Genomic DNA, 22,640 nt, shown 5'->3' on the forward strand with positions numbered 1-22,640 from the left:
CTAAAGATGCACGATCGGTAAATGAACGTTACCGACCGAACGTGACCTCCGCACGATAAACCGACACCCCGGTAGGAAAACCTACCGGGGTGCGGATTGTACGAGCAGTTACAGCTACCGCTGCGGGGCGGTGGTGGTCTCGATCGGAGACGGCAGCGCCGACTCGCCCTCGAGGTACGCATCGACCGCGGCGGCCGCCGAGCGACCCTCGGCGATGGCCCACACGATCAGCGACTGTCCGCGTCCCATGTCGCCGGCCACGAAGACGCCGTCGACGTTGGTGGCCCACTTCGCGGAGCGGGCGACGTTGCCGCGCTCGTTGAGGTCGACGCCGAGATCGGTGAGCAGGCCCGGCTTCTCGGGTCCGACGAAGCCCATCGCCAGCAGCACGAGGTCGGCCTCGAGCTCGAAGTCCGAACCCTCGACCTTCTCGAAGCGACCCGACTTCATCTCGACCTCGTGGGCCTTCAGTGCGGTCACCTTGCCGTCGGCACCGACGAACCGTTCCGTGTTCACGGAGAAGAGGCGTTCGCCGCCCTCCTCGTGTGCGGACGCGACCCGGTACATCAGCGGGTACGTCGGCCACGGGGTGTGCTCGGCGCGGGTCTCGGGCGGTCTCGGCATGATCTCGAACTGGTGAACGCTCTCGGCGCCCTGACGGTGCGAGGTGCCCAGGCAGTCCGCGCCGGTGTCGCCGCCGCCGATGATGACGACCTTCTTGCCCTCCGCGGTGATGGTCGGCTTCTCCAGGTCGCCGAGCTGCACGCGGTTGGCGATCGGCAGGAACTCCATCGCCTGGTGGATGCCGTCCAGCTCGCGGCCGGGGATCGGCAGGTCGCGGGCCTCGGTGGCACCGCCGGCCAGGACCACGGCGTCGAACTGCGCGCGCAGTGCGTCCGCGGTGATGTCGACACCCACGTTGACACCCGTCTTGAAGACGGTGCCCTCGGAGTTCATCTGATCGAGACGGCGGTCGATGTGCCGCTTCTCCATCTTGAACTCGGGGATGCCGTACCGCAGGAGCCCGCCGATGCGGTCGGCCCGCTCGAACACGGTGACCATGTGGCCGGCGCGCGTCAGCTGCTGCGCTGCAGCGAGACCCGCGGGACCGGAACCGACGACGGCGACCTTCTTGCCCGTCGAGCGGGTCGGGTGCACCGGCTTGACCCAGCCCTCGTCGAAGGCGCGGTCGATGAGCTCGACCTCGACCTGCTTGATGGTGACCGGGTCCTGGTTGATGCCCAGGACGCACGACGCCTCACAGGGTGCGGGGCACAGCCGCCCGGTGAACTCCGGGAAGTTGTTGGTCGCGTGCAGACGCTCGATGCCGTCGTGCCACCGGTCCTTGTAGACCAGGTCGTTCCACTCGGGAATCAGGTTCCCCAGCGGACAGCCGTTGTGGCAGAACGGGATACCGCAGTCCATGCACCGACTGGCCTGAGTCTTCAGGGTGTCCGGCGGGAACTCCTCGTAGACCTCGTTCCAGTCGAGCAGGCGCAACGGCACCGGTCGGCGAACCGGAAGTTCGCGTGACGTGTGCTTCAGGAAACCGCTTGGATCACCCACGAGCTGCCTCCATCACTGCCTCGTCCACGTTCTTTCCATCCTTCTTCGCGGCCTCGATGGCCAAGAGCACCTTCTTGTAATCGCGGGGCATCACCTTCGCGAAATGATTGACCTGCTGCGACCAGTCGGAGAGGATGCGCGCGGCAACCTCCGAGCCCGTCTCGTCGCGGTGACGCTCGATGGCGGACTTCAGCCAGGTGAAGTCGTCACCCGTCAGGTCCTCGAGATCCACCAGTTCCGTGTTGAGGTTGTCCTCGAACACCTTGTCCGGGTTGTAGACGTACGCAACGCCACCGGACATGCCGGCACCGAAGTTACGACCCGTCGCACCGAGGATGACGACCTTTCCACCGGTCATGTACTCGCAACCGTGGTCGCCGACTCCCTCGACCACCGCGGTCGCGCCGGAGTTACGGACCGCGAATCGCTCGCCCACGACACCGCGGAGCAGAGCCTCACCGCTCGTGGCACCGAACAGGATCACGTTGCCGCCGATGATGTTGTCCTCGGCGACGAAGCCGGGCGCGGTCTCCAGCGGCGGGCGCACCACGAGGCGTCCACCGGACAGGCCCTTGCCGACGAAGTCGTTGGCATCGCCGTGCAGGCGCAGGGTCATGCCCTTGGGGACGAACGCACCGAAGCTGTTACCGGCCGAACCGGTGAACGTGATGTCGATCGTGTTGTCAGGCAGGCCCTCGCCGCCGTACGCCTTCGTCACCTCGTGGCCGAGCATGGTGCCGACCGTGCGGTTGACGTTGGTGATCGGCGACTCGAACGTGACCTTCTGGCCCTTGTCGAGAGCGTTGCGGCTCTGGACGATCAGCTGCTGGTCGAGTGCCTTGTCGAGGCCGTGGTCCTGGGTGCCCGTGCAGTACAGGTCCTGGTCCATGAACGCCGACTCGGTCTCGTGCAGGATCGGCGACAGGTCGAGGTTGCCGGCCTTGCTGCCCTTCCAGTGCTCGAGCGCCTTCGTGGTGTCGAGAACGTCGACCTGTCCGACGGCCTCGTCGAGGGTGCGGAAGCCGAGTTCGGCGAGGAGTTCGCGCACCTCTTCGGCGATGAAGAGGAAGAAGTTCTCCACGAACTCCGGCTTGCCGTTGAACCGCTTGCGCAGAACGGGGTTCTGCGTGGCGACACCCACGGGGCACGTGTCGAGGTGGCAGACCCGCATCATGATGCAGCCCGACACCACCAGCGGAGCGGTCGCGAAACCGAACTCCTCGCCACCGAGCAGCGCGGCGACCATGACGTCGCGGCCGGTCTTGAGCTGGCCGTCGACCTGCACGACGATGCGGTCGCGCAGACCGTTGAGCAGCAGCGTCTGCTGGGTCTCGGCGAGGCCGAGCTCCCACGGGGCGCCCGCGTGCTTCATCGACGTCAGCGGGGTGGCACCGGTGCCACCGTCGTGACCGGAGATCAGCACGACGTCCGCGTGCGCCTTGGACACACCGGCGGCGACGGTGCCGACACCGACCTCGGACACCAGCTTCACGTGGATCCGGGCCTGCGGGTTGGCGTTCTTCAGGTCGTGGATCAGCTGCGCGAGATCCTCGATCGAGTAGATGTCGTGGTGCGGCGGCGGTGAGATCAGCCCGACGCCGGGCGTGGAGTGCCGGACCTCGGCCACCCACGGGTACACCTTGTGCGCCGGCAGCTGGCCGCCCTCACCGGGCTTCGCTCCCTGCGCCATCTTGATCTGGATGTCGGTGCAGTTGGTCAGGTAGTGCGACGTGACACCGAAGCGTCCCGACGCGACCTGCTTGATCGCGGACCGCCGCCAGTCGCCGTTCTCGTCCGGGGTGAAGCGGGCCGGGCTCTCGCCGCCCTCACCGGAGTTGGACCGGCCGCCGAGGCGGTTCATGGCGATGGCGAGGGTCTCGTGCGCCTCGGCGGAGATGGAGCCGTAGCTCATCGCACCCGTCGAGAAGCGCTTGACGATCTCGGTGGCGGGCTCGACCTCGTCCAGCGGGACGGGCTCGCGGACGCCCTTCTTGAACTCGAAGAGGCCGCGCAACGCTGCGAGGCGCTCGGACTGGTCGTCGACCAGCTTCGTGTACTCCTTGAACACCTCGTACTGCCCGGTGCGCGTGGAGTGCTGCAGCTTGAACACCGTGTCCGGGTTGAACAGGTGGTACTCGCCCTCACGACGCCACTGGTACTCGCCGCCCACCTCGAGCTCGCGGTGCGCGCGCTCCTCGGGACGGTCCAGGTACGCGTTGGAGTGGCGAACCGCGACGTCGGCGGCGATCTCGTCGAGACCGATGCCGCCGAGGCTGGACTGCAAGCCGGTGAAGTACTCGTCGACCAGTTCCTGCGACAGGCCGATGACCTGGAACAGCTGGGCGCCGGTGTAGGACGCCAGGGTGGAGATGCCCATCTTGGACATCACCTTGAGCACACCCTTGCCCGCGGCCTTGATGTAGTTCTGGATGGCCTCGTCGAGGCTGACGCCCTGCAGTTCGTTGTTCTGCACAGCCTCGTCGACGGTCTCGAACGCCATGTACGGGTTGACCGCTGCCGCACCGAAGCCGATGAGGAGCGCCATGTGGTGCACCTCGCGGGCGTCGCCGGCCTCGACGATGAGGCCGACCTTCGTGCGGGTCTTCTCACGCACCAGATGGTGGTGCACGGCCGACGTCAGCAGCAACGACGGGATGGGCGCGTACGTCTCGTTCGACTCACGGTCGGACAGGACGACGAGGCGTGCACCGCCGGCGATGGCCTCCGACACCTGGTAGCGGACGTCGTCGAGGGCCTTGCGCAGACCCGCTCCGCCCTCGGCCACCGGGTACAGACCGCGGACGATGACGCTGCGGAAGTTCGGGAATTCACCGTCGTCGTTGACGTGAATGAGCTTCGACAGGTCGTCGTTGTGCAGGATCGGCTGCGGCAGGAAGATCTGCCGGCAGGACTCCGCGGTGGGGTGCAGCAGGTCGTGCTCGGGGCCGATGGTGCCGCCGAGGCTGGTGACGACTTCCTCGCGGATGGCGTCGAGCGGCGGGTTCGTGACCTGCGCGAACAGCTGCGAGAAGTAGTCGAACAGCATCCGCGACCGCGCGGACAGCACGGCGATCGGGGTGTCGGTACCCATGGAGCCGAGAGCCTCGGCGCCGGAGAGCGCCATCGGCTTGACGAGGAGGTTGACCTCTTCGTTGGTGTACCCGAACATCTGCTGACGCAGCACGACGCGCTCGTGCGACATGTAGGTGTACGGGCGGTCCGGCAGGTCGTCCATGTGGGTCAGACCCTGGTCGAGCCACTCCTGGTAGGGGTGCTCGGCGGCCAGTTCCGACTTGATCTCGTCGTCGCTGATGATGCGACCCTCGGCGGTGTCGACGAGGAACATGCGGCCGGGCTGCAGCCGGATCTTCTTCACGACGGTGGCGGGGTCGATCGGCAGGACGCCGACCTCGGAGGCCATGACGACGAGGCCGTCGTCGGTCACCCAGAGACGCGAAGGGCGCAGGCCGTTGCGGTCCAGGACGGCGCCGATGACGGTGCCGTCGGTGAAGCACACCGACGCCGGTCCGTCCCACGGCTCCATGAGCGACGAGTGGTACTGGTAGAACGCCCGGCGTGCGGGGTCCATGCTCTCGTGCCGCTCCCAGGCCTCCGGGATCATCATCAGCACGGCGTGCGGCAGGCTGCGGCCACCGAGGTGCAGCATCTCGAGCACCTCGTCGAAGCGCGCGGTGTCGCTGGCGCCCTTCGTGCAGACCGGAAAAATCTTCTCCAACTGTTCGCGGCCACCGAAGATGTCGCTGTCGATGAGCGCCTCACGGGCACGCATCCAGTTCTCGTTGCCGGTGACGGTGTTGATCTCACCGTTGTGGGCCACGCGCCGGAACGGGTGGGCCAGCGGCCACGACGGGAAGGTGTTGGTCGAGAAGCGCGAGTGCACGAGGCCGAGGGCCGACTCGACGCGCTCGTCCTGCAGGTCCAGGTAGAAACCCTTGAGCTGCGGAGTGGTCAGCATGCCCTTGTAGACGAACGTCTGGCTCGACAGGCTCGGGAAGTACACGGTCTCGCGACCGGGGCCGTCCTTGCCTGCGCCTTCACTGCCCAGCTCGTGCTCGGTGCGCTTACGGACCACGTAGGCGCGGCGCTCGAGGTCGAGTCCGGTGAGGGCGTCGTTCTCGCTGCCGATGAAGATCTGCCGGAACGTCGGCATGGCGTCGCGGGCCAGGGCGCCGAGCGACGAGTCGTCGGTCGCGACCTCACGCCAGCCGAGGACCTTCAGGCCCTCGCTCTCGACGATCTTCTCGACGGCGTCGGCTGCGCGCTGCGCGTCGGCCTTGCTCTGCGGCAGGAACGCGATGCCGGTGGCGTACGTGCCTTCCGCGGGCAGCGGGAAGTCGACCACGGCGCGGAAGAACTTGTCCGGGACCTGGAGGAGGATGCCGGCACCGTCACCCGTGTTGGGTTCGGAGCCCGCGGCACCACGGTGCTCGAGGTTCACCAGCGCGGTGATCGCCTTCTCGACGATGTCCCTGCTGCGGCGGCCCTTCATGTCCACGACGAACGCGACACCACAGGAATCGTGCTCGTTCGACGGGTGATACAGCCCCTGGGGGCCTGGAAGTTGCTTCATACCTAGCCTTCGTATGCCAAAAGATGCACCGACGACCAGCAGCGCTGATGGCCATCAACTTGCAATGCAGGTGCCGTCACGACGTGATCGGCACCACCGATCGGCTATCGCCCTTTTGCAGCACGCTGGGTGTGGTCCTCGCACCGGGCGACGTGGCTTTTCGGTCGGGTCGGACTTTCGTGGGTCCAACGTGTAACGAAAACGATAATTCAGAACCCCCGACGAAACACAACTTAGGTTGGCCTATTTACCCTCTGAACTGGGCATTGTCGAGGGCGGACCTCGTCCGACTGCACTGAGTACATGTTAAGTGAGCGCGCCGAGCACCGCTGTAATTCCCGCAGTCGGATCGAAATCGAGATCTGGGACGGTGAGTTGGTGAAGGATTACACCGTCCAGGTAGTCGGTGACGACGACGGCGTCGGCAGCGGGGTTCCTCGATCCCACGAGTTCCAGCATCTCCGCTCCCCATTCTACGAGCGCGCGGCGCGCATCACCGATCTTGTCGTCGAGGCCCGGCGTCACGGAGGCCTCCACGAACAGCGCGTAGCGGGCGCTCGTGCGCACGCGGTCCGGACCAGTGGAGAATCTCACGAACGCAACCAGCGCCTCGACCAGCGCATCCGTGCCGGCCGGCCGGAGGTGCGCGAAGTTCTGCCAGTCCTCCCGGTCACGTTCGACGAGCCGTGTGACGATCCCCTCGAGCAGCGCGCCCCGGCTGCGGAAGTAGTTGGACGTGGACCCCTGGGGCATCCCGACCAGCTCGTCGACGCCCCGGTGCGTGAGGGCCCGGACCCCTTTCGTGCCGAGAAGCGTGATGGCGGCGTCGAGCACCTGCTCCCGTTTGTCTGCCATACCCCGACACTACAACGGTAGTAAATTCACTACACCCGTAGTAGCGTGGTGGTCATGACGCACTCCGCAGCAGTCCTCGGCGGCGGCATCGGCGGACTCGCCGTCGCCCGCTACCTGTCCCGCGCCGGCTGGCACGTCGAGGTCTTCGAGCGTGCCGACACCCTGCCCACGTCGGGCACCGCGCTCGGCATGTGGCCCCAGGCGCTCGACGCGCTGGACGCGATCGGCGCAGGTGACCGAGTGCGCACGCTGGGATCACCCCAGCACCGCGGTTCGCTCCTGCGCCCCGACGGATCCGTGATCGGCACCATCGACAACCGCGACCGCACCGCCTACCTGCTGTCGCGGCCCGCCCTCCTGGCCACACTGGCCGAGACCCTGCCCGACGGAATGATCTCGTTCGGCACGCCCGCACCCACCCTCGACGCGCTCACGGACCACGACGTCGTGATCGGTGCGGACGGTCTGCGCAGCCCCACCCGCCGGCAACTGTTCGGCGAGAAGTTCGAGCCACGGTACGTAGGAGCGACCGCCTGGCGCGGGTGGGTACCCGGACATCGCGACACCGTCAGCGAAACCTGGGACACGGACGCGCTTTTCGGCATCACCCCGCGTGACGGCGATCTCGTCAACTGGTTCGCGTGCGTCCGCACCGACGCCGGACACCCCGGCGGCCTCGACTACCTCCGCTCGCGGTTCGGGAACTGGCACGCCGACGTCCGGGCAGTACTGGATGCCGCCACCCCCGACGCGATGCTCCACCACGACCTGTACGAATCCCCTGCGCTGCCGTCGTACGTGTCGGGCAACACGGCCCTGCTCGGCGACGCAGCCCACGCGATGGCGCCGAACCTCGGCCGGGGCGCCTGCGAGGCCCTCGTCGACGCCGTCGCGCTCGGCCGATTTCTCACCGCCGACACCGACATTCACACCGCGCTGCACCGTTACGACCGCACGCGGCGGCCCGCGACGCGGCGGCTCGTGCGTGGATCGCGCGCCATGTCCTCCCTCGCGATGACCGGCCGTCTCCGTCCGCTGCGCGATCTGACGGTGAAGCTGGCCGCGGGCCTGGCCTGACCGGAACGCGGGGGCGCGGGAACGCTTGCCCGTCTGGTACTTTGCCGCGGTAGGGGGACGAGAAAGAACCGGGGGCGGTCATGGGGGCGGTGGACGACGGCTGCGGCAGTGCGCCGGCAGCACGGACGTATCTCATCGGGGAAACAACACATCCACCTCGTCGGTGGAGGCATTCTGCTGTGCTCGCTTCCCTCTTTCGGTGCCTCTGAACTGCACCACTCTTGCGTTTGCTTCGTCAGCACCAGTCCGTTCGATCACCATGTCCGTTCGACTTCAGGAGTCCAAGACTTGAGAATCCGCATGCGCGCTCTGGCAGCCGCGATTTCGGTGTCCGCCGCCGCACTGCTCGGTGCCGCGACGGCACACGCCGCTCCGACCACCCCGCCGTCCACGTCGCAGCCGGGCGTCACCGACCCCCAGGCCGCGCCCACCACGTCGCAGCCCGGCGTGACGGACCCGACGACGCCGCCCACCACGTCGCAGCCGGGCGTCACCGACCCGGCGGCTGCGGCCGCGACGACGCCCGCTCCCCCGCAGGCTCCGCTGGCGGTGCCGGGTGCCGAGACGGTTGCGCCTGCTGCTCCGGACCTGGCAGCGCCCACCGCCGAGGGAGTCGTCGACGAGGCAGTGGTCGACGAGGCACCGGCCGCCCAGCCCGCGACCGTGTGGATCGACCCCGACGACATGCCGAGGGCGCACCAGGCACCCGTCGCCCCCGCCCTGCCCGTGCCGACGCCGGTGGTCGAGGTGAACGCGGCCGCCGACACACTGGTCGGCGCGGTTCCGGTGGCCGTCAACGGTCGCCAGTACGGCAACCCCGAGGGATACGTCGGCACCATCGGCTGGCGCGTCGGTGACGCCACCGGCACCGCGGGCATCGCCGTCGACCCGTCCTCGCCGACCGCGGCCACCGTCTCCGCGTTCTCGGCCGATTCCAATGCCGAGCACCCCACCAACTGGTCTGCACCCGTCGACGTCACACCCGTCGCCGCCGCGATCGCGGATGCGGCCCACCGGTACCCCGCCTTCGGGAAACTGGTCCAGACGATCGCATCCCTGCCCGCACCGCAACTGCCGCAGCTGCAGTCCACCGACAGCGGTCCGGCGACCACCACGATCGGCGGCGTGAACGTGCGCAGCCAGGCGACGCTGCACGTGTGACCGATTCCCTCGCGTGGAGCCCGCCAGGGGTCGGCTCCGCGCGAGGGAATGAGGTGTGGAGGATTCAACTGTGACAGAACCGCCGAACAGGGCACCCCTCGACCGCTTCTCACACTGGTTCCCGCCCTTCGCGTCGGCCCCGGCACCGCGGTCGACGGCTCCTGCCGCGGAAACCGAGCAGCAACCCCCCGCTCCGACGTGGCTGACCCCGGGCGACGAGCCCGATCCCACCCCACCTGTTCGCGGTAATCAGAGGCTAGTTGTCGCCGGCGCCGCCGCCGCGGTGATCGCCGTGCTCGCCGGTGTGGTCGCCGTGATCGCCTCGACGTCCGGTGATGCGAGTGGAACCCCCGTCGCCGCTGCCGATTCGGGCTGGTGCGTCGAATCCCGCGACGGCTCGACGGTGACCGGCAACGGTCCAGGCGGGACGTCCGACGGCGTCGCCGCGATCCTGGGCTTCGACCACGCGTACTACGTCGCACGGAGCGGCGCGAAGGCCCGCGAGGTGGTCGCCCCCGACGCGCCGGTGGGGTCCGCCGAGACCATCCAGGGCGGCATCGATTCGGTGCCCGAGGGCACCGAGCACTGTCTCGCCATCACCGAAACCGAACCCGGCCGCTACGCCGTGACGCTGTCGGAACTGCGACCGGACGGGTCGGCGAAGAAGTACGAGCAGGTCGTGACCACCGCGGACCGCGACGGTCGTACGTACATCACATCCATTGGAGACGCGAAGTGACCGACCAACTGCTGCAGGCACTTCCGGTGTCGACGCTCGTCCTCGGGGCGTGTGGAGGAGCCGGCGCCACCACGACGACGCTCGGGCTCGCCAACACCGCGGCAGCTCGCGGCGGCGCGGTCGTGGCCGTCGACGCGACACCCGCGGGCGGCGATGTCGCCGAACGCGGCGCCGACGCCGTGCTCTCCGTGAGCGGCCTCGAGCAACTGGTGGCCGCCGGCCCCGTCGCGGACGACGTGTTCGACGGGTACTGCTCCCGCACGAGCGTCGGGACCCGCATCCTGAACCGGATCGGGAATCAGACCGCGTCGGAACGTGAATTCCACACTCTCACAGGGTCACTACGCGCTCGCGGAGTAAGTGCCGTCCACGACCTCGGCCACCGGTTGCGTGCCGCGTACCTTGCGCCGCTGCTGGCCACTCCGTCGCCCATCGTCCTCGTCGTGCCGTGCCGGGCGGACGCGTTCAACCGTCTCCGCTCCGCGTTGCAGTCGATCGGTGACACGCTCGGCGAACCCGGGCTCGCCCGCACCGTCGTCACCGTGTCGAATCAGGACGCCACCGGCTGGCAGGTCGACATCGACCTCCTCCGCGAGTACCTGGGCGGACAGGTGTGGGGCATCGAGACCATCCCCTACGACGAACATCTGGGCATGGGGATCGTCATCGATCACAGCAAGCTGGCACCGGACACCCGGGCCGCGTACGAGCGGGTGTCCGCGGCAGCGTCGGCCATAGCCGAAGGTCGTCCGGAACGGGTCTGAGACATCGCGACCTCTACCTACATCCGCACACCTTTTGGCCAGCTTCACACGCAATTCGTTCGTTGCCAGGATGGTCGTGAGACACCGGGCAACGAACGCGGGGAAGTGGAGCCCGACATGATCGAGGCAGAGTTCGGACTAACCCCCACCGGCAGGCGCTCGTACCCGTTGGCCTACCGGATCGAGTTCCTGCGGCGCTGGGACGAGTGCATCGAACGAGGCGCCAAGGCTCGGCTGATGAGGGAGAACAACATGGACCGTGCCACGGTCCAGGCGTGGCTGAAGGCCCGCGATCGGGGAGAATTCACTGCAGCAATGGTGACCGCAGCAGAGAAGTCGAGGAGCCGTCGGATGAACAGTCGTGAACGGGCGGAGGTGGCCAAGCTCCGCGCGGAGAATGAACGACTCAAGGAGAAAGTCGTTCAGGCGGAGGCCGCGCAACAGATCTTGGGAAAAGCATTCGAGCTCTTGCAGGGGATCACCGAGCGCTCGACGGAAGACACGACGGAGATCCCGCCGGCCCTGATGAGCGCGAGCGAGTACGCGCAGTGGCTCGAGCGCAGAAAGCTGTCCTGATCGACGCTGTCACCGCCCTCCATGAGCAGGCCGGTATCCACGTCGCCCGGGCGAGTGCCCTGCTCGGTCTGGCCCGGTCGAGTTACAACCGGCTGGCCCATAACTACCAGCACTACCAGCCGGTCGAGCGGCCGATCCCGCACACCGATCGCTCTCAACCGGCGGCGTTGTCGGAGACCGAACGGCGGGTGATCATCGACCTGATACTTGCCGAAGAGAATTCGGATCGGTCTGTGGTGCAAACATATTGGCGTTCGTTCGATGAGGGGCTGGTGGCCTGCTCCGAGCGGACGTTCTACCGGGTCGCCCGGTCGCAGAATCTGACCGGGGATCGTCGGCGTACGCGCCGCGGCGGAAGCAACGCGCGACCGAAGCCGGTCGTGGCGACCGCGCAAGTGGGTCAGTTGTGGTCCTGGGACATCACGATGCTCCAGGGGCCGCGCAAGCAGGACCGGTACTTGCTGTATCTGGCGATCGACGTTTTCTCTCGTTACCCGGTGGCCTGGCGAATCGAGTACGCCGAGACGACACAGATGGCGGTGCAGATGTTCCTTGCCGCGTTCGAGAAGTACGGGGTGCCGCTGGTGTTGCATGCCGACAACGGGGCGTCGATGCGCTCGACCGGACTCCTCGATGCCCTGGAGTCGGCGGGGGTATCGGCGTCGTACTCGCGGCCGCGGGTCAGTGACGACAACCCGTTCTCCGAATCGCTGTTCAAAACACTCAAGTACGACTCGAGTTGCCCAGAACGGTTCGACGATATCGGTCACGCGCGGGAATGGACCGAGCAGTTCTTGCACCGGTATGCGAACGAGCACCGGCACGGCGGTCTGAGTCGGCACACACCGGCTGCGGTGTTCTTCGGCACCGCCGCCGCGATCCGTCGGTACCGTCAGGACCGGCTCGACCGGATCTGGACCGAACATCCCGAACGGTTCCGTCGCCGCCCCCAAGCACCGGAACTACCCCAATTGACAGGAATCAATATCAAGCACGACCTGCCTCAGGCAGGTTGACAACTTCCGAATTGCATGCGCCTGTGACCAATCGGTGTGCAAACGCGAAGGCCTGCGACCCCTTCACGCCTCCAGCAACCCCTTCAACCTCTGCAGGTCGGCGTTGACGGCCGCTGCGTCCTGCGCGAATTCGTCGGCGGTGACGCCGTCGCGTCGCCGGATGGTGAAGACGACTTCGCTGTGGTCGCCGTCGGGGATGACGCGCACGGGGTTGTAGACGGTGTCGCCGCTGGGGAGGGTGACGTCGTGGTCGAGGACGCCGTAGTCGTTGGCGGGTGCGAAGGTCACGGCGACCTGTCCCATCGGGGAGTCGGCGAGCCAGCGGTCGCCGTCCCGGGTGATATTGGTACTCAGGCCCGAAGCCCAGGCGGGGAGGTTGGCGGGGTCGCTCGCGTAGGCGTACACGTCGGCGGCGGTCCGAGCGATGAACACACTGACATGGGTTGATTCGGTGGTCATGACACCCAGCATCCCCGCTACACGGCACGGGTGATTGAAGAAATCGGACTCCGGTGCTCGATGTCCGAAACCTTCAATGCGGGTCCGCCTGAGATCGTTAGCGTTCTCGATATGACCGCAACATTCAGTGCCATCGAACTGGTCGTCCACGACCTGCCCACGTCGCTCGCGTTCTACCGGCGGCTCGGACTCGACATCCCCGCCGACGCCGATCAGGCACCGCACGTCGAATTCGAGTTTCCCGGTGGGGTCCGCCTGCTGTGGGACACGGTCGAGACCATCCGCTCGTTCACACCCGACTGGACCGAACCGACCGGCGGGCATCGCATCGGACTCGCCTTCGACTGCGGAACCGCCGCCGACGTCGACACGCTCTTCGACGAGTTCACGGGCGACGGCTACACCGGCCGGAAGAAGCCGTGGGATGCACCGTGGGGCCAGCGTTACGCCACCGTCGACGATCCCGACGGCAACCCCGTCGACCTGTTCGCCGCGCTCACACCGTGACCAGCTGACCGAACGTGCGGCCGGTCAACTCGTGCGCCTCGCGGATCAGGTGGGCCTGATCGGCGAACCCCGCCATGCCGGCGGCCTGAGCTGCGGGAATGGATGAATCCGCCAGCCCCAGTGCCGACTGCAACCGAAGGATCCGGGCCAGCATCTTCGGCCCGTAACCGAATTGCCGTCGGCACAGGCGGTGCAGTTGGCGCTCGCCGACACCGATCCGGTCCGCGACCTCACGGACGGACGTCTGCTGCTCCAGAAGACGCGCGATCGCGGGGATCCTGCTGTCCGGCGGCGGCCCCAGGAGCCGGCGAGATCTCGCGAACTCCTCGAGCGCCCGGCCGGGTTCGGCGTCGTCGGCGATCCTGCCGAGGAACTCCCTGGTGGCGCGGTCTGTCAGCAGTTCGGCGAGTGGCACCCGCAGATTGGTCAGCTCCTCTGCCGGCACCCCCAGGAGATCCGGCAATATTCCTGGGGAACAACGTAATCCGACGTAACGGTCGCCCTCGCGGCTGCGGGTGAGATACGGCCGGGAGTCGGGGCCGGCCACGACGACGTCGCCGTTCATCCAGATGAGGTCCATGCAGCCGTCGGGCAAGATGGCGGCCTCACCCCCGGCCGCGGTCTTCTGCCACACCACAGCGCCGGGAAACACCGACCGCCGCTCCGTGTACATGTCTCCATGCTAGGCAGCTGCTACGACACTCTGCGTGGCGTCAGATCTCCGGCTCGCCGGGATGTAGATCCGGCTCCCAGTCATAGACGACGGCGGTCCGCAGCAGAATGTCCTGCAGCGACCGGCGCCGGCCGTCGACTGCCGCCCACAACAATCCGAAGCCGAACATCACGCACAGCACCGCCCGGACGAAGGCGCGCAGCCAGCCGATCAGTTCGCCGTTGCGACTGACCACCCGCAGCCCCATCGTCACGGCACCGACGGTGCGGCCGCTCACCGACCAGCATGCCGTCAGGTACAGCACCGCCACGCCGACGAACAAGGTCGCGGAGAGCACGGCGTTGGCGTCGGGAAACGAGAATTCCTGCGGTGAGAACAACAAGCGCAGGAACAGCGCGCCCACGTAGATGCCGCCCATGACGGCGAGGACGACCCCCAGATCGATGCCGCAGGCCAGCCCCCTGGTGACGATTCCGGCGGAGCGATGGGCCGGCGCGCTCATGCATCGCCCGGTTCGTGCGCGCGCCCGAACAACTTGCCCACGAATCCTGCGACGGCGTCGTCGGCCTGCATGCCCTGGGTCCGCACCCCCCGGACCGCCTCGTTGGACATCGAGTCGGTCGACTCGCGGATGATGCGCGGCAGGTCGACGCCCTCGATCACCGTGTCCGCCAGAACCACCAGGTCGACGCGTCCGATGACGGAATCCACGTCGACGCGGTCGACGATCGCGCCCACGTCCACCCGCGCGGCGACGGCGTCGATGTCGACGCGATCGAGAATCTGCGGGATGTCGATGCGGGCGGCGATGGCGTCCACGTCGACCCGGTCGATGATGCGCTGGATGTCGATGCCCTCGGCGACGACGTCCAGGTCGACGTGATCACGCACGATCGCGGTGAGGTCCACCTCCTGAAGAGCGACCTGCACGATTCTCCGGAGCACCGCGTGCAGCAACCGATCCGCGAGTTCGTCCGCGTTGCGGAGCGTCTGGGTGCCGCGTTCCTCGAGGGCGACCAGCAGCGGGTCGACGCCCGGCAGGACTCGCGCAGTGTCGACGCCGAATCCGATCACACGTTGCAACGCACCGCCGGCAGTCGCGGCTACGCCGGCCGCGAGGCGCAGCGGATCGGGGGCTTTCCTGCCGTCCATACTCGTAATCCAAGCCGGTCCACGCCGAGGATGCAGGGGTTCCCGGAATCTGATTCACCCGCGGGGTGCGCCGGGGCCGTGCACGATACGTGGGGCGGGCTGTCCGGACGCCGGCCGAGGGGCCCAGTCGGCGAGTTCGGCGATCAACTCGGCGACCCGATCCGAGCAGCGCGCGGGATCCGGTGCCGGTCCCAATCCGAGTCCCTCGACCACCAGCACGTTCCCCTGGGTGAGTCCGTGGACCCCGAGCGACCACCCGAAATGGCGGTTCCAGGCCAGAACAGCCTTCCGGCCGCGGTAGTAGGGGATCTCGCAGGACAGGGTCACGACCGCGTCGAAAGCGGGGGTGCACCACCAGTCGACCGACAGGGCGCCCACCGTCGTCGCGACGGAACCGACGTACTCACCGACGTTTGCCGAGCTGGTGGCCCGGACCTGGCTGATGCTCATACACAACCCACTCTCGACATTCGCAGAAACCCAGCGGAAGGAGCCGGACGGCAGGTTCACACTCGAGTCATTCGTCACGGACCGCCGAGAGGACGGGTTCAGGTCCGGAAGGGCCGGAGGTTCGCGACGAGGCTTCTACTCCATCGTCGGGCTGCGACGGGGCGCCCGGTAGCCACCCTGGGGTGGGGATACACCACCCCCGCTCCTTGCGGGCAAAACACAAAGGCCACGAACTCGTGGAGTTCGTGGCCTCGATGTCGCGATTCCGGAGAATCGCTTGTGGTGGGCGAAGGGGGACTTGAACCCCCACGTCCCGAAGGACACTGGCACCTGAAGCCAGCGCGTCTGCCATTCCGCCACTCGCCCGAGCGACCCGGAAACATTAACACGAGGTCGCCAGAAATTACGATTCGTACAGGTCAGGACCCGAAAAGGCCACAAAAACACTCGTGCAGGCAAAGACCGATATCATGCAATGGCGTAGACCCGTGTCGTGGCCCGAGGCAATGACAGTACCGTGGGATCCACGCACGGCAGTGGCGCGACACGGACATGTCTCGTCACAGCCACCGCGCACCGAGGACAGTAAGGCCCGACAGCCAGGCACCGTGAGGAGGTTCCGATGGGGATAGTTCAACGTTTCGAGCGGAAGCTCCAGGGAGCCGTGGGTGACGCGTTCGCCCGGGTCTTCGGCGGCGGCGTGGTGCCACAGGAGGTGGAGGCCGCGCTTCAGCAGGAAGCCTCCGACCGAATCCAGCAGTTGGACGGTGGGCACCTGCTCGCGCCGAACAGCTATGTCATCGCCATCAACAACTCGGACCACGAAGAACTTGCCGCCGACAGGGACTTGACGGTCAAGGCCTTCGCCCGACACCTCGAAGACTTCATTCGCGACCAGGGCTGGCAGACGTATGGTCCCATTCATGTCGCGTTCGAACCGTCGCCTTCACTGCACACCGGGCAGTTCCGCACCCGGGGTTCGGTGGATCCGGATGCCGGCCGCCCAGGGGCGGCCACGCCGGGGCGACCCGAACCGCCAGGCGGTCCCGCACCGCGACCACAGGCACCGTTTGTACCCGTCACGTCGAATCCAGGAGCTGGCCCCATGACGCAGAACTCAGGCTACGACCCCAGCCGCGAACCAGCGGGCAACCGCAATCCCGACCCTCAGTACGCGCGCAACGGTCATGCCCATGCAGGTCAGGACCAGCGGTACCCGCAGGGCTACCAGAACGGTTACGACCGCGGCAGCTACCAGCAGGGCGGCTACGACCAGCAGCAGTACCCCGACGACCAGCGCGGCGGGTACCCCCAGGATGCGGCGTACGGCCAGGCGTACGACCAGGGCGCGCAGGCTCCCGGCTACGACCAGCCCGCGGACGCCGGCTACGACTACCAGCAGGGCGGCTACCAGCAGGGCTACGACCCGCAGGCATACGACCAGCAGGCTGCTCCGGCCCGCTACCCGGACGGTTCCTACGCCGACGCCGGCTACCAGCAGCCGCAGGGCTACGACCAGGGTTACGACCGCGGTGGCTACCAGCAGGGCGGTTACGACCAGCAGGCGTACGACCAGCAGGGCTACGCCGACTACGACCAGGGCGGTTACGGCCAGCAGGCCTACGCGACCGACGGCCACACGTTCACGGCGACGCTGCAGCTCGAGGACGGCAGCGGACGCCACTTCCAGCTGCGTGAGGGCAACAACATCATCGGCCGCGGCCAAGAGGCACAGTTCCGCCTGCCCGACACCGGTGTGTCGCGCCGCCACATCGACATTCGCTGGGACGGACAGGTCGCGATGCTGTCCGACCTCGGCTCGACCAACGGAACCACCGTCAACGGTGCCCCCGTGCAGGATTGGCAGCTGGCCGACGGAGACATCATCCGGGCAGGTCATTCGGAGATCCTGGTCCGAATCCTCTGAGGCTCCACCGAATCAGGACCCCCAGTAGGAACCGCCGATACCCGATCCCGAACTCCCTCACCGAGACACAACCGAGACGGCTTCGATACTGGACCGACACCGCGTCGGAGCCCGTGTCGGACGTAACACGGTGGGGACTCCGTATCGTTGTGGGCTGTCCGTATCCTGATCGCAGGGTGCGGGTTGCCCCTATGATGCTGCCAGAAAAAGACGCCGGAACCTCGAACGTTCCGGCCACAGAAGGAGGTGGACTGCCGTGCAAGGTTTGATTCTGCAACTCACACGAGCAGGGTTCCTGCTCCTGCTGTGGCTGTTCGTCTGGACCGTTCTGCGAGCGTTGCGCGGCGACATCTACGCCGGCTCCGGCGTCCGTGTGCCGCCCCGATATTCGCGCAGCGGCAATGTGCTGCCGTCGCTGGGGAAGACCAAGACGGCCAAGTATCTGGTGGTGACGCAGGGCGGCCTCGCCGGCACGCGCATCACCCTCGGCACCCAGCCCGTCCTCATCGGCCGGGCCGACGACTCCACCCTCGTTCTCACCGATGACTACGCCTCCACCCGCCACGCTCGGCTCTCCCCGCGAGGCGCCGACTGGTACGTCGAAGACCTCGGCTCGACCAACGGCACGTATCTGGATCGCGCCAAGGTCACCACATCTGTCCGCGTGCCGCTCGGTACCCCCGTACGGGTCGGCAAGACGGTAATCGAGTTGCGCCCGTGACCCTCGTACTCCGCTATGCCGCCCGCAGCGACCGTGGCCTTGTCCGTTCCAACAACGAAGATTCCGTGTACGCCGGGGCCCGCCTGCTGGCGCTCGCGGACGGCATGGGCGGGCACGCGGCCGGTGAGGTCGCGTCGCAGTTGATGATCGCGGCCCTCGCGCATCTCGACGACGACGAGCCCGGCGAAGACCTTCTCGGCAAGCTCGAGGCCGCCACCCGGGAGGGCAACGACTCCATCGCCGACCACGTCGAGGAGGACCCCGAACTCGACGGCATGGGCACCACCCTCACCGCAATCCTGTTCTCCGGCAACAAGCTCGGGCTGGTCCACATCGGTGACTCCCGCGCCTACCTGCTCCGCGACGATTCGCTCGCGCAGATCACCCGGGACGACACGTTCGTGCAGTCCCTCGTCGACGAGGGACGGATCACCGCCGAGCAGGCTCATACCCACCCGCAGCGGTCGCTCATCATGCGTGCCCTCACCGGCAACGAGATCGAGCCGACGCTGACGGTCCGCGAGGCGCGCGCAGGCGACCGTTACCTGCTGTGCTCCGACGGACTGTCGGACGTGGTCAGCGACGAGACGATCGAGAACACGATGCGGGAGGGCTCGCAGGACGAGTGCGCCGACCGGCTCATCGAACTCGCCCTGCGCAGCGGCGGCCCGGACAACGTGACGGTCGTCGTCGCGGATGTCATCGACCTCGACTACGGGCAGAGCCACCCCATCGTCGCCGGTGCCGCCTCCGCCGACGACGAAGAGGACACACCGCCGCCCAACACGGCCGCCGGGCGTGCCGCCGCGATGCGTCCGCCGCGGGCCACCCCGAAGCGGGTCGTCCCGCAGGTCGAGGAACCGCCGACGAAGAAGAAGCGTCACCGCATGTGGTGGGCTGCACTCGCGCTCGGTCTGATCGTCGTGGTCGCCGTCGCTGCCTTCGTGGGGCGGGCTCTGGTCCGCGACAACTACTACGTCGGCGCCGACGGCGAACGCGTCACGGTGCTGCGCGGAGTTCCCGGCTCGGTGCTGGGTTACTCGCTGCAGGAAGCGAATCTCGTCGGCTGTGTCAGCGATGCCGGCGAGCTGACGTTGATGTCGCCGACCGAATCACCGAACGGGTGCACCATCCTCGAGGTCGACGACCTCCAGCCGTCCGCCCGCGAGCAGGTGCGTGCCGGGCTGCCCTCGGGCAAGCTCGACGACGTCCGCAACCAGATGACGCGGCTCGCCCAGAACGATCTGCTTCCGGTCTGCGAGTCGGAGTCGTCCACCACCACGACGACCACTCCGGCACCGACGCCGGCTCCCGTCCCGGAGACCACGCCGCCGCCCGCGCCTGCACCTGTTCCCCCGGCCGAGGTACCGCCCGCTCCGGGGCCGACCACACCCCCGACTCCGACCGCCACCCCGGCGCCGACCGTGACCCAGATCCCCGGTCAGAACTGCAGGACGGCTAGCTGATGTCGGTCGCAAGTGCATCACCGGGGGCGCAGTTTCCCAGTCCCCCCGGCGGGTTCGCGCCAGCCCCCGTCCAGTCGACGCGTCGGGGCACCGAGCTGATCCTGATCGGTTTCGCGATCCTGATCACGACGATCTCGCTGGTACTGGTCGAGGCCAGCCAGGAACAGAGCATCACCTGGGACCTCGCCAAGTACGCCGCCGCCTATTCGGCGCTGTTCCTGATCGCGCATCTCGCGGTGCGCCGGTTCGCGCCGTACGCCGACCCGCTGATCCTGCCGATCGTCGCGCTGCTCAACGGCCTCGGACTGGTGCTGATCCACCGACTCGACCTCGCCGACGCACAGTCCGCCGCCTACTTCGGGTTGCCCGTGCCGTCGCCGGACGCCAACCAGCAGGTGCTGTGGACGACGCTGGCGATCGCCGGTTTCGTGGCCGTGCTGGTGCTGCTCAAGGACTACCGCCTCCTGGCCCGCTACAGCTACACGCTGGGCCTGGCCGGACTGGTGTTCCTCGCCATTCCGGCGATCCTGCCGTCCAGCTTCTCCGAGGTGAACGGTGCGAAGATCTGGATCCGCCTCCCCGGCTTCAGCATTCAGCCCGGCGAGTTCGCGAAGATCCTCCTGATCATCTTCTTCGCGTCGGTGCTGGTCGCGAAGCGCGACCTGTTCACCACCGCAGGCAAGCACGTGTTCGGAATCGACCTCCCCCGCGCCCGTGACCTCGGACCCATCCTCCTCGCGTGGATGGTGTCGGTGGGCGTGCTCGTACTGGAGAAGGACCTCGGCACGTCGCTGCTGCTGTTCAGCACCGTGCTCGTGATGCTGTACATCGCCACCGAGCGCGTCGGATGGCTGCTCATCGGCGCCGGACTGCTCGGAATCGGCTTCTTCTTCGCCTACCAGCTGTTCGGCCACGTCCGGGTTCGCGTCAGCACCTGGCTCGACCCGCTGGCCGACTACAACAACACCGGCTACCAGATCTCGCAGTCGCTGTTCGGGCTCGCCACGGGCGGCGTCGCCGGAACGGGGCTCGGCAGCGGACGACCCGCCCAGGTGCCGTTCGCGAAGACCGACTTCATCGTCGCCACGATCGGTGAGGAGCTCGGTCTCATCGGTCTCGCCGCCGTCCTGATGCTGTTCCTGATCCTGGTCATCCGCGGTCTGCGCACCGCGCTGGCCGTCCGGGACAGTTTCGGCAAGCTGCTCGCGGCCGGTCTGTCGTTCACGATCGCGGTGCAGGTGTTCGTGGTGGTCGGCGGAGTCACCAAGCTGATCCCGCTCACCGGCCTGACAACGCCGTTCATGTCGTACGGTGGGTCGTCGCTGCTCGCCAACTATCTCCTCCTCGCGATCCTGATCAAGATCTCCGACGCCGCCCGTGAGCCGGCCGTCCCGAAGAAGAAGGGCCCCGCACCCATCGCCGACGCCCCGACCGAGATGGTGCCGCGCTCATGAACACACCTCTGCGTCGCGTCGCGATCGCCGTCATGGTGATGGTGGTCGCCCTCCTCGCCAACGCCACCTACGTCCAGGTCATCAAGGCGGACAACCTGCGGGCCGATCCGCGGAACTCGCGCGTGCTGCTCGACGAGTACTCGCGCCAGCGCGGCCAGATCTCGGCGGCCGGCCAGGTGCTCGCGGCGTCCGTCCCGACCGACGACCGCTACAAGTACCTGCGCACCTACCCGCCCAACCCGGCGGCACCGTCCAGCCCGCTGGCCAACGCACCGGTCACCGGGTTCTACTCGATGCAGTACGGCAGCACCGGTCTCGAGCGGACCGAGGACCCGGTCCTCAACGGTTCCGACAACCGGCTGTTCGGACGACGCTTCTTCGACCTCGTGTCCGGGCGCGACCCCCGCGGCGGCAACGTGGTGACCACCATCAACCCGGTCATGCAGCAGGTTGCGTACGACGAGCTGACGGCGAAGGGCTACACCGGTTCGGTCGTGGCGATCGAGCCGAGCACCGGACGCATCCTCACGATGGTCAGCACCCCCAGCTACGACCCCAACTCGCTCGCCAGCCACGACGGCACCGAAACCACCCAGGCGTGGGAAGCCCTGAACGCCGACCCGGAGAAGCCGCTGATCAACCGTGCGGTGTCGCAGACGTACCCGCCCGGTTCCACGTTCAAGGTGGTGGTGACCGCCGCCGCGCTCGCCGCCGGAACCACCCCTGACACCCAGCTCACCGCGGCACCGCAGATCACCCTTCCCGGCACGTCGACGACGCTCGAGAACTACAACGGCTCCACGTGTGGCGGCGCACCCACCGCGTCGTTGCGTGAGGCGTTCGCGCGGTCCTGCAACACGGCGTTCGTCGAACTCGGTGTGAAGACCGGCACCGACGCCGTCAGCGACGAGTCCAGCGCGCTCGGCATCGGTGGGCAGATGCCCGGCGTCCCGTTCCCCGTCGCGGACAGCACGATCGGATCGATCCCCGACGACGCCGCACTCGGCCAGAGCAGCATCGGCCAGCGGGACGTCGCGCTCACTCCGCTGCAGAACGCGATGATCGCGGCTACCGTCGCCAACGGTGGCGTGCGGATGCAACCGCAGCTGGTGTCCGAACTGCAGGGGCCGGATCTCTCCAACCTCGCGACCACCAACCCGGTGTCCGAAGGCCAGGCGATGTCGTCCCAGGTGGCGGCCACCCTGACCGACCTGATGATCGGTTCCGAGAACAACACCAGCGGCGAAGGCAAGATCCCGGGCGTCCAGATCGCGTCCAAGACGGGCACCGCCGAGCACGGGACCGACCCTCGGAACACCCCGCCCCACGCCTGGTACATCGGATTCGCACCCGCCCAGAACCCGACCGTGGCCATCGCGGTCATCGTCGAGGACGGCGGAGATCGTGCACTGGCCGCAACCGGCGGCTCGGTGGCTGCACCTATCGGCCGTGCCGTCATCGCAGCCGGACTACAAGGGGGCTGATT

General features: G+C 67.5%; 20 protein-coding genes and 1 tRNA gene. 12 read left to right on the top strand and 9 right to left on the bottom strand.

What is annotated here, in order from left to right:
- Nucleotides 1-114 precede the first annotated feature (114 nt).
- From CJ177_RS21465 to CJ177_RS21480, 3 genes are all read right to left on the bottom strand, one after another.
- Nucleotides 115-1,566: a glutamate synthase subunit beta gene (locus CJ177_RS21465; RefSeq protein WP_005249055.1), complete on the bottom strand. Its 1,452-nt coding sequence runs from the start codon at nucleotides 1,564-1,566 to the stop codon at nucleotides 115-117.
- Entirely contained in the window at nucleotides 1,559-6,157 is a 4,599-nt protein-coding gene (gene gltB / locus CJ177_RS21470; protein ID WP_095868542.1) for a glutamate synthase large subunit, read from the bottom strand. Before gltB ends, CJ177_RS21465 begins: the two co-directional genes overlap by 8 nt.
- A 306-nt stretch (nucleotides 6,158-6,463) precedes the next feature.
- Nucleotides 6,464-7,012, bottom strand: coding sequence for a TetR/AcrR family transcriptional regulator (locus CJ177_RS21480; protein WP_095868543.1), 549 nt, complete (start codon nucleotides 7,010-7,012; stop codon nucleotides 6,464-6,466).
- 54 nt (nucleotides 7,013-7,066) lie between these two features.
- Here CJ177_RS21480 and CJ177_RS21485 point away from each other — a divergent pair, with 54 nt between their 5' ends.
- The 6 genes from CJ177_RS21485 (at nucleotide 7,067) to CJ177_RS21510 (ending at nucleotide 12,345) form a co-directional block, all read left to right on the top strand.
- On the top strand, nucleotides 7,067-8,089 hold the full coding sequence (locus tag CJ177_RS21485) for an FAD-dependent oxidoreductase (RefSeq protein WP_095868544.1): 1,023 nt from the start codon (nucleotides 7,067-7,069) through the stop codon (nucleotides 8,087-8,089).
- Nucleotides 8,090-8,389: 300 nt separating this feature from the next.
- Nucleotides 8,390-9,250: a glycoprotein gene (locus CJ177_RS21490; protein ID WP_095868545.1), complete on the top strand. Its 861-nt coding sequence runs from the start codon at nucleotides 8,390-8,392 to the stop codon at nucleotides 9,248-9,250.
- A 70-nt stretch (nucleotides 9,251-9,320) separates the two neighbouring features.
- Nucleotides 9,321-9,989, top strand: coding sequence for a hypothetical protein (locus tag CJ177_RS21495; RefSeq protein WP_025431553.1), 669 nt, complete (start codon nucleotides 9,321-9,323; stop codon nucleotides 9,987-9,989).
- A complete protein-coding gene (locus CJ177_RS21500) occupies nucleotides 9,986-10,753 on the top strand; it encodes a hypothetical protein (RefSeq protein WP_005249062.1) in 768 nt (255 codons plus the stop codon). The genes CJ177_RS21495 and CJ177_RS21500 overlap by 4 nt, the downstream gene beginning before the upstream one ends.
- A 117-nt stretch (nucleotides 10,754-10,870) precedes the next feature.
- Nucleotides 10,871-11,329 carry a hypothetical protein gene (locus CJ177_RS21505; protein ID WP_061040765.1) on the top strand — a complete coding sequence of 153 codons (459 nt, stop codon included), beginning with the start codon at nucleotides 10,871-10,873 and terminating at the stop codon, nucleotides 11,327-11,329.
- Nucleotides 11,302-12,345, top strand: a complete 1,044-nt coding sequence (locus CJ177_RS21510) for a DDE-type integrase/transposase/recombinase (RefSeq protein WP_218835122.1) — start codon at nucleotides 11,302-11,304, stop codon at nucleotides 12,343-12,345. The genes CJ177_RS21505 and CJ177_RS21510 overlap by 28 nt, the downstream gene beginning before the upstream one ends.
- 63 nt (nucleotides 12,346-12,408) lie before the next feature.
- Here the strand turns inward: CJ177_RS21510 and CJ177_RS21515 are convergent, their stop codons facing one another.
- Nucleotides 12,409-12,804, bottom strand: a complete 396-nt coding sequence (locus CJ177_RS21515; RefSeq protein ID WP_037182051.1) for an SRPBCC family protein — start codon at nucleotides 12,802-12,804, stop codon at nucleotides 12,409-12,411.
- A gap of 111 nt (nucleotides 12,805-12,915) precedes the next feature.
- On the opposite strand from CJ177_RS21515, the gene CJ177_RS21520 reads away from it, so the two are divergent.
- Nucleotides 12,916-13,311, top strand: a complete 396-nt coding sequence (locus tag CJ177_RS21520) for a VOC family protein (RefSeq protein WP_179443259.1) — start codon at nucleotides 12,916-12,918, stop codon at nucleotides 13,309-13,311.
- On the opposite strand, the gene CJ177_RS21525 is transcribed toward CJ177_RS21520, so the two are convergent.
- The 5 genes from CJ177_RS21525 to CJ177_RS21545 all read right to left on the bottom strand — a co-directional run bounded on the left by CJ177_RS21525 (nucleotide 13,301) and on the right by CJ177_RS21545 (nucleotide 15,952).
- Nucleotides 13,301-13,984, bottom strand: coding sequence for a helix-turn-helix domain-containing protein (locus CJ177_RS21525; RefSeq protein ID WP_005249068.1), 684 nt, complete (start codon nucleotides 13,982-13,984; stop codon nucleotides 13,301-13,303). The two genes, CJ177_RS21520 and CJ177_RS21525, sit on opposite strands and share 11 nt — an antisense overlap.
- Before the next feature lie 40 nt (nucleotides 13,985-14,024).
- A complete protein-coding gene (locus tag CJ177_RS21530) occupies nucleotides 14,025-14,486 on the bottom strand; it encodes an RDD family protein (RefSeq protein WP_005249069.1) in 462 nt (153 codons plus the stop codon).
- On the bottom strand, nucleotides 14,483-15,136 hold the full coding sequence (locus tag CJ177_RS21535; protein WP_005249070.1) for a hypothetical protein: 654 nt from the start codon (nucleotides 15,134-15,136) through the stop codon (nucleotides 14,483-14,485). The genes CJ177_RS21530 and CJ177_RS21535 overlap by 4 nt, the downstream gene beginning before the upstream one ends.
- Nucleotides 15,137-15,190: 54 nt before the next feature.
- Nucleotides 15,191-15,586: a DUF6292 family protein gene (locus tag CJ177_RS21540; protein ID WP_005249071.1), complete on the bottom strand. Its 396-nt coding sequence runs from the start codon at nucleotides 15,584-15,586 to the stop codon at nucleotides 15,191-15,193.
- 280 nt (nucleotides 15,587-15,866) lie between these two features.
- Nucleotides 15,867-15,952 (bottom strand) — tRNA-Leu (locus CJ177_RS21545).
- A gap of 256 nt (nucleotides 15,953-16,208) precedes the next feature.
- Here CJ177_RS21545 and CJ177_RS21550 point away from each other — a divergent pair.
- The 5 genes from CJ177_RS21550 to CJ177_RS21575 all read left to right on the top strand — a co-directional run bounded on the left by CJ177_RS21550 (nucleotide 16,209) and on the right by CJ177_RS21575 (nucleotide 22,638).
- A complete protein-coding gene (locus CJ177_RS21550; protein ID WP_005263441.1) occupies nucleotides 16,209-17,513 on the top strand; it encodes a DUF3662 and FHA domain-containing protein in 1,305 nt (434 codons plus the stop codon).
- A 256-nt stretch (nucleotides 17,514-17,769) separates the two neighbouring features.
- Nucleotides 17,770-18,234, top strand: a complete 465-nt coding sequence (locus CJ177_RS21560) for an FHA domain-containing protein (RefSeq protein ID WP_005249074.1) — start codon at nucleotides 17,770-17,772, stop codon at nucleotides 18,232-18,234.
- The gene (locus CJ177_RS21565; RefSeq protein WP_095868546.1) at nucleotides 18,231-19,700 is read left to right on the top strand and encodes a PP2C family serine/threonine-protein phosphatase; all 1,470 of its coding nucleotides are present in this window, start codon (nucleotides 18,231-18,233) and stop codon (nucleotides 19,698-19,700) included. Before CJ177_RS21560 ends, CJ177_RS21565 begins: the two co-directional genes overlap by 4 nt.
- Entirely contained in the window at nucleotides 19,700-21,154 is a 1,455-nt protein-coding gene (locus tag CJ177_RS21570) for an FtsW/RodA/SpoVE family cell cycle protein (protein WP_005249076.1), read from the top strand. Before CJ177_RS21565 ends, CJ177_RS21570 begins: the two co-directional genes overlap by 1 nt.
- Nucleotides 21,151-22,638: a penicillin-binding transpeptidase domain-containing protein gene (locus tag CJ177_RS21575; protein ID WP_005249077.1), complete on the top strand. Its 1,488-nt coding sequence runs from the start codon at nucleotides 21,151-21,153 to the stop codon at nucleotides 22,636-22,638. The genes CJ177_RS21570 and CJ177_RS21575 overlap by 4 nt, the downstream gene beginning before the upstream one ends.
- The last annotated feature ends 2 nt before the right edge of the window (nucleotides 22,639-22,640 follow it).

Source organism: Rhodococcus sp. ACPA1, assembly GCF_002300195.1.
Lineage (GTDB): Bacteria > Actinomycetota > Actinomycetes > Mycobacteriales > Mycobacteriaceae > Rhodococcus_F > Rhodococcus_F opacus.

Bases quoted from the DNA above. Each gene is read 5' to 3' on its own strand.
- CJ177_RS21535 (WP_005249070.1), bottom strand. From the start codon at position 15,136: ATGGACGGCAGGAAAGCCCCCGATCCGCTGCGCCTCGCGGCCGGCGTA.
- CJ177_RS21490 (WP_095868545.1), top strand. From the start codon at position 8,390: ATGCGCGCTCTGGCAGCCGCGATTTCGGTGTCCGCCGCCGCACTGCTC.
- CJ177_RS21525 (WP_005249068.1), bottom strand. From the start codon at position 13,984: ATGTACACGGAGCGGCGGTCGGTGTTTCCCGGCGCTGTGGTGTGGCAG.
- CJ177_RS21530 (WP_005249069.1), bottom strand. From the start codon at position 14,486: ATGAGCGCGCCGGCCCATCGCTCCGCCGGAATCGTCACCAGGGGGCTG.
- CJ177_RS21520 (WP_179443259.1), top strand. From the start codon at position 12,916: ATGACCGCAACATTCAGTGCCATCGAACTGGTCGTCCACGACCTGCCC.
- gltB (WP_095868542.1), bottom strand. From the start codon at position 6,157: ATGAAGCAACTTCCAGGCCCCCAGGGGCTGTATCACCCGTCGAACGAG.
- CJ177_RS21480 (WP_095868543.1), bottom strand. From the start codon at position 7,012: ATGGCAGACAAACGGGAGCAGGTGCTCGACGCCGCCATCACGCTTCTC.
- CJ177_RS21515 (WP_037182051.1), bottom strand. From the start codon at position 12,804: ATGACCACCGAATCAACCCATGTCAGTGTGTTCATCGCTCGGACCGCC.
- CJ177_RS21550 (WP_005263441.1), top strand. From the start codon at position 16,209: ATGGGGATAGTTCAACGTTTCGAGCGGAAGCTCCAGGGAGCCGTGGGT.
- CJ177_RS21575 (WP_005249077.1), top strand. From the start codon at position 21,151: ATGAACACACCTCTGCGTCGCGTCGCGATCGCCGTCATGGTGATGGTG.
- CJ177_RS21485 (WP_095868544.1), top strand. From the start codon at position 7,067: ATGACGCACTCCGCAGCAGTCCTCGGCGGCGGCATCGGCGGACTCGCC.
- CJ177_RS21540 (WP_005249071.1), bottom strand. From the start codon at position 15,586: ATGAGCATCAGCCAGGTCCGGGCCACCAGCTCGGCAAACGTCGGTGAG.
- CJ177_RS21570 (WP_005249076.1), top strand. From the start codon at position 19,700: ATGTCGGTCGCAAGTGCATCACCGGGGGCGCAGTTTCCCAGTCCCCCC.
- CJ177_RS21505 (WP_061040765.1), top strand. From the start codon at position 10,871: ATGATCGAGGCAGAGTTCGGACTAACCCCCACCGGCAGGCGCTCGTAC.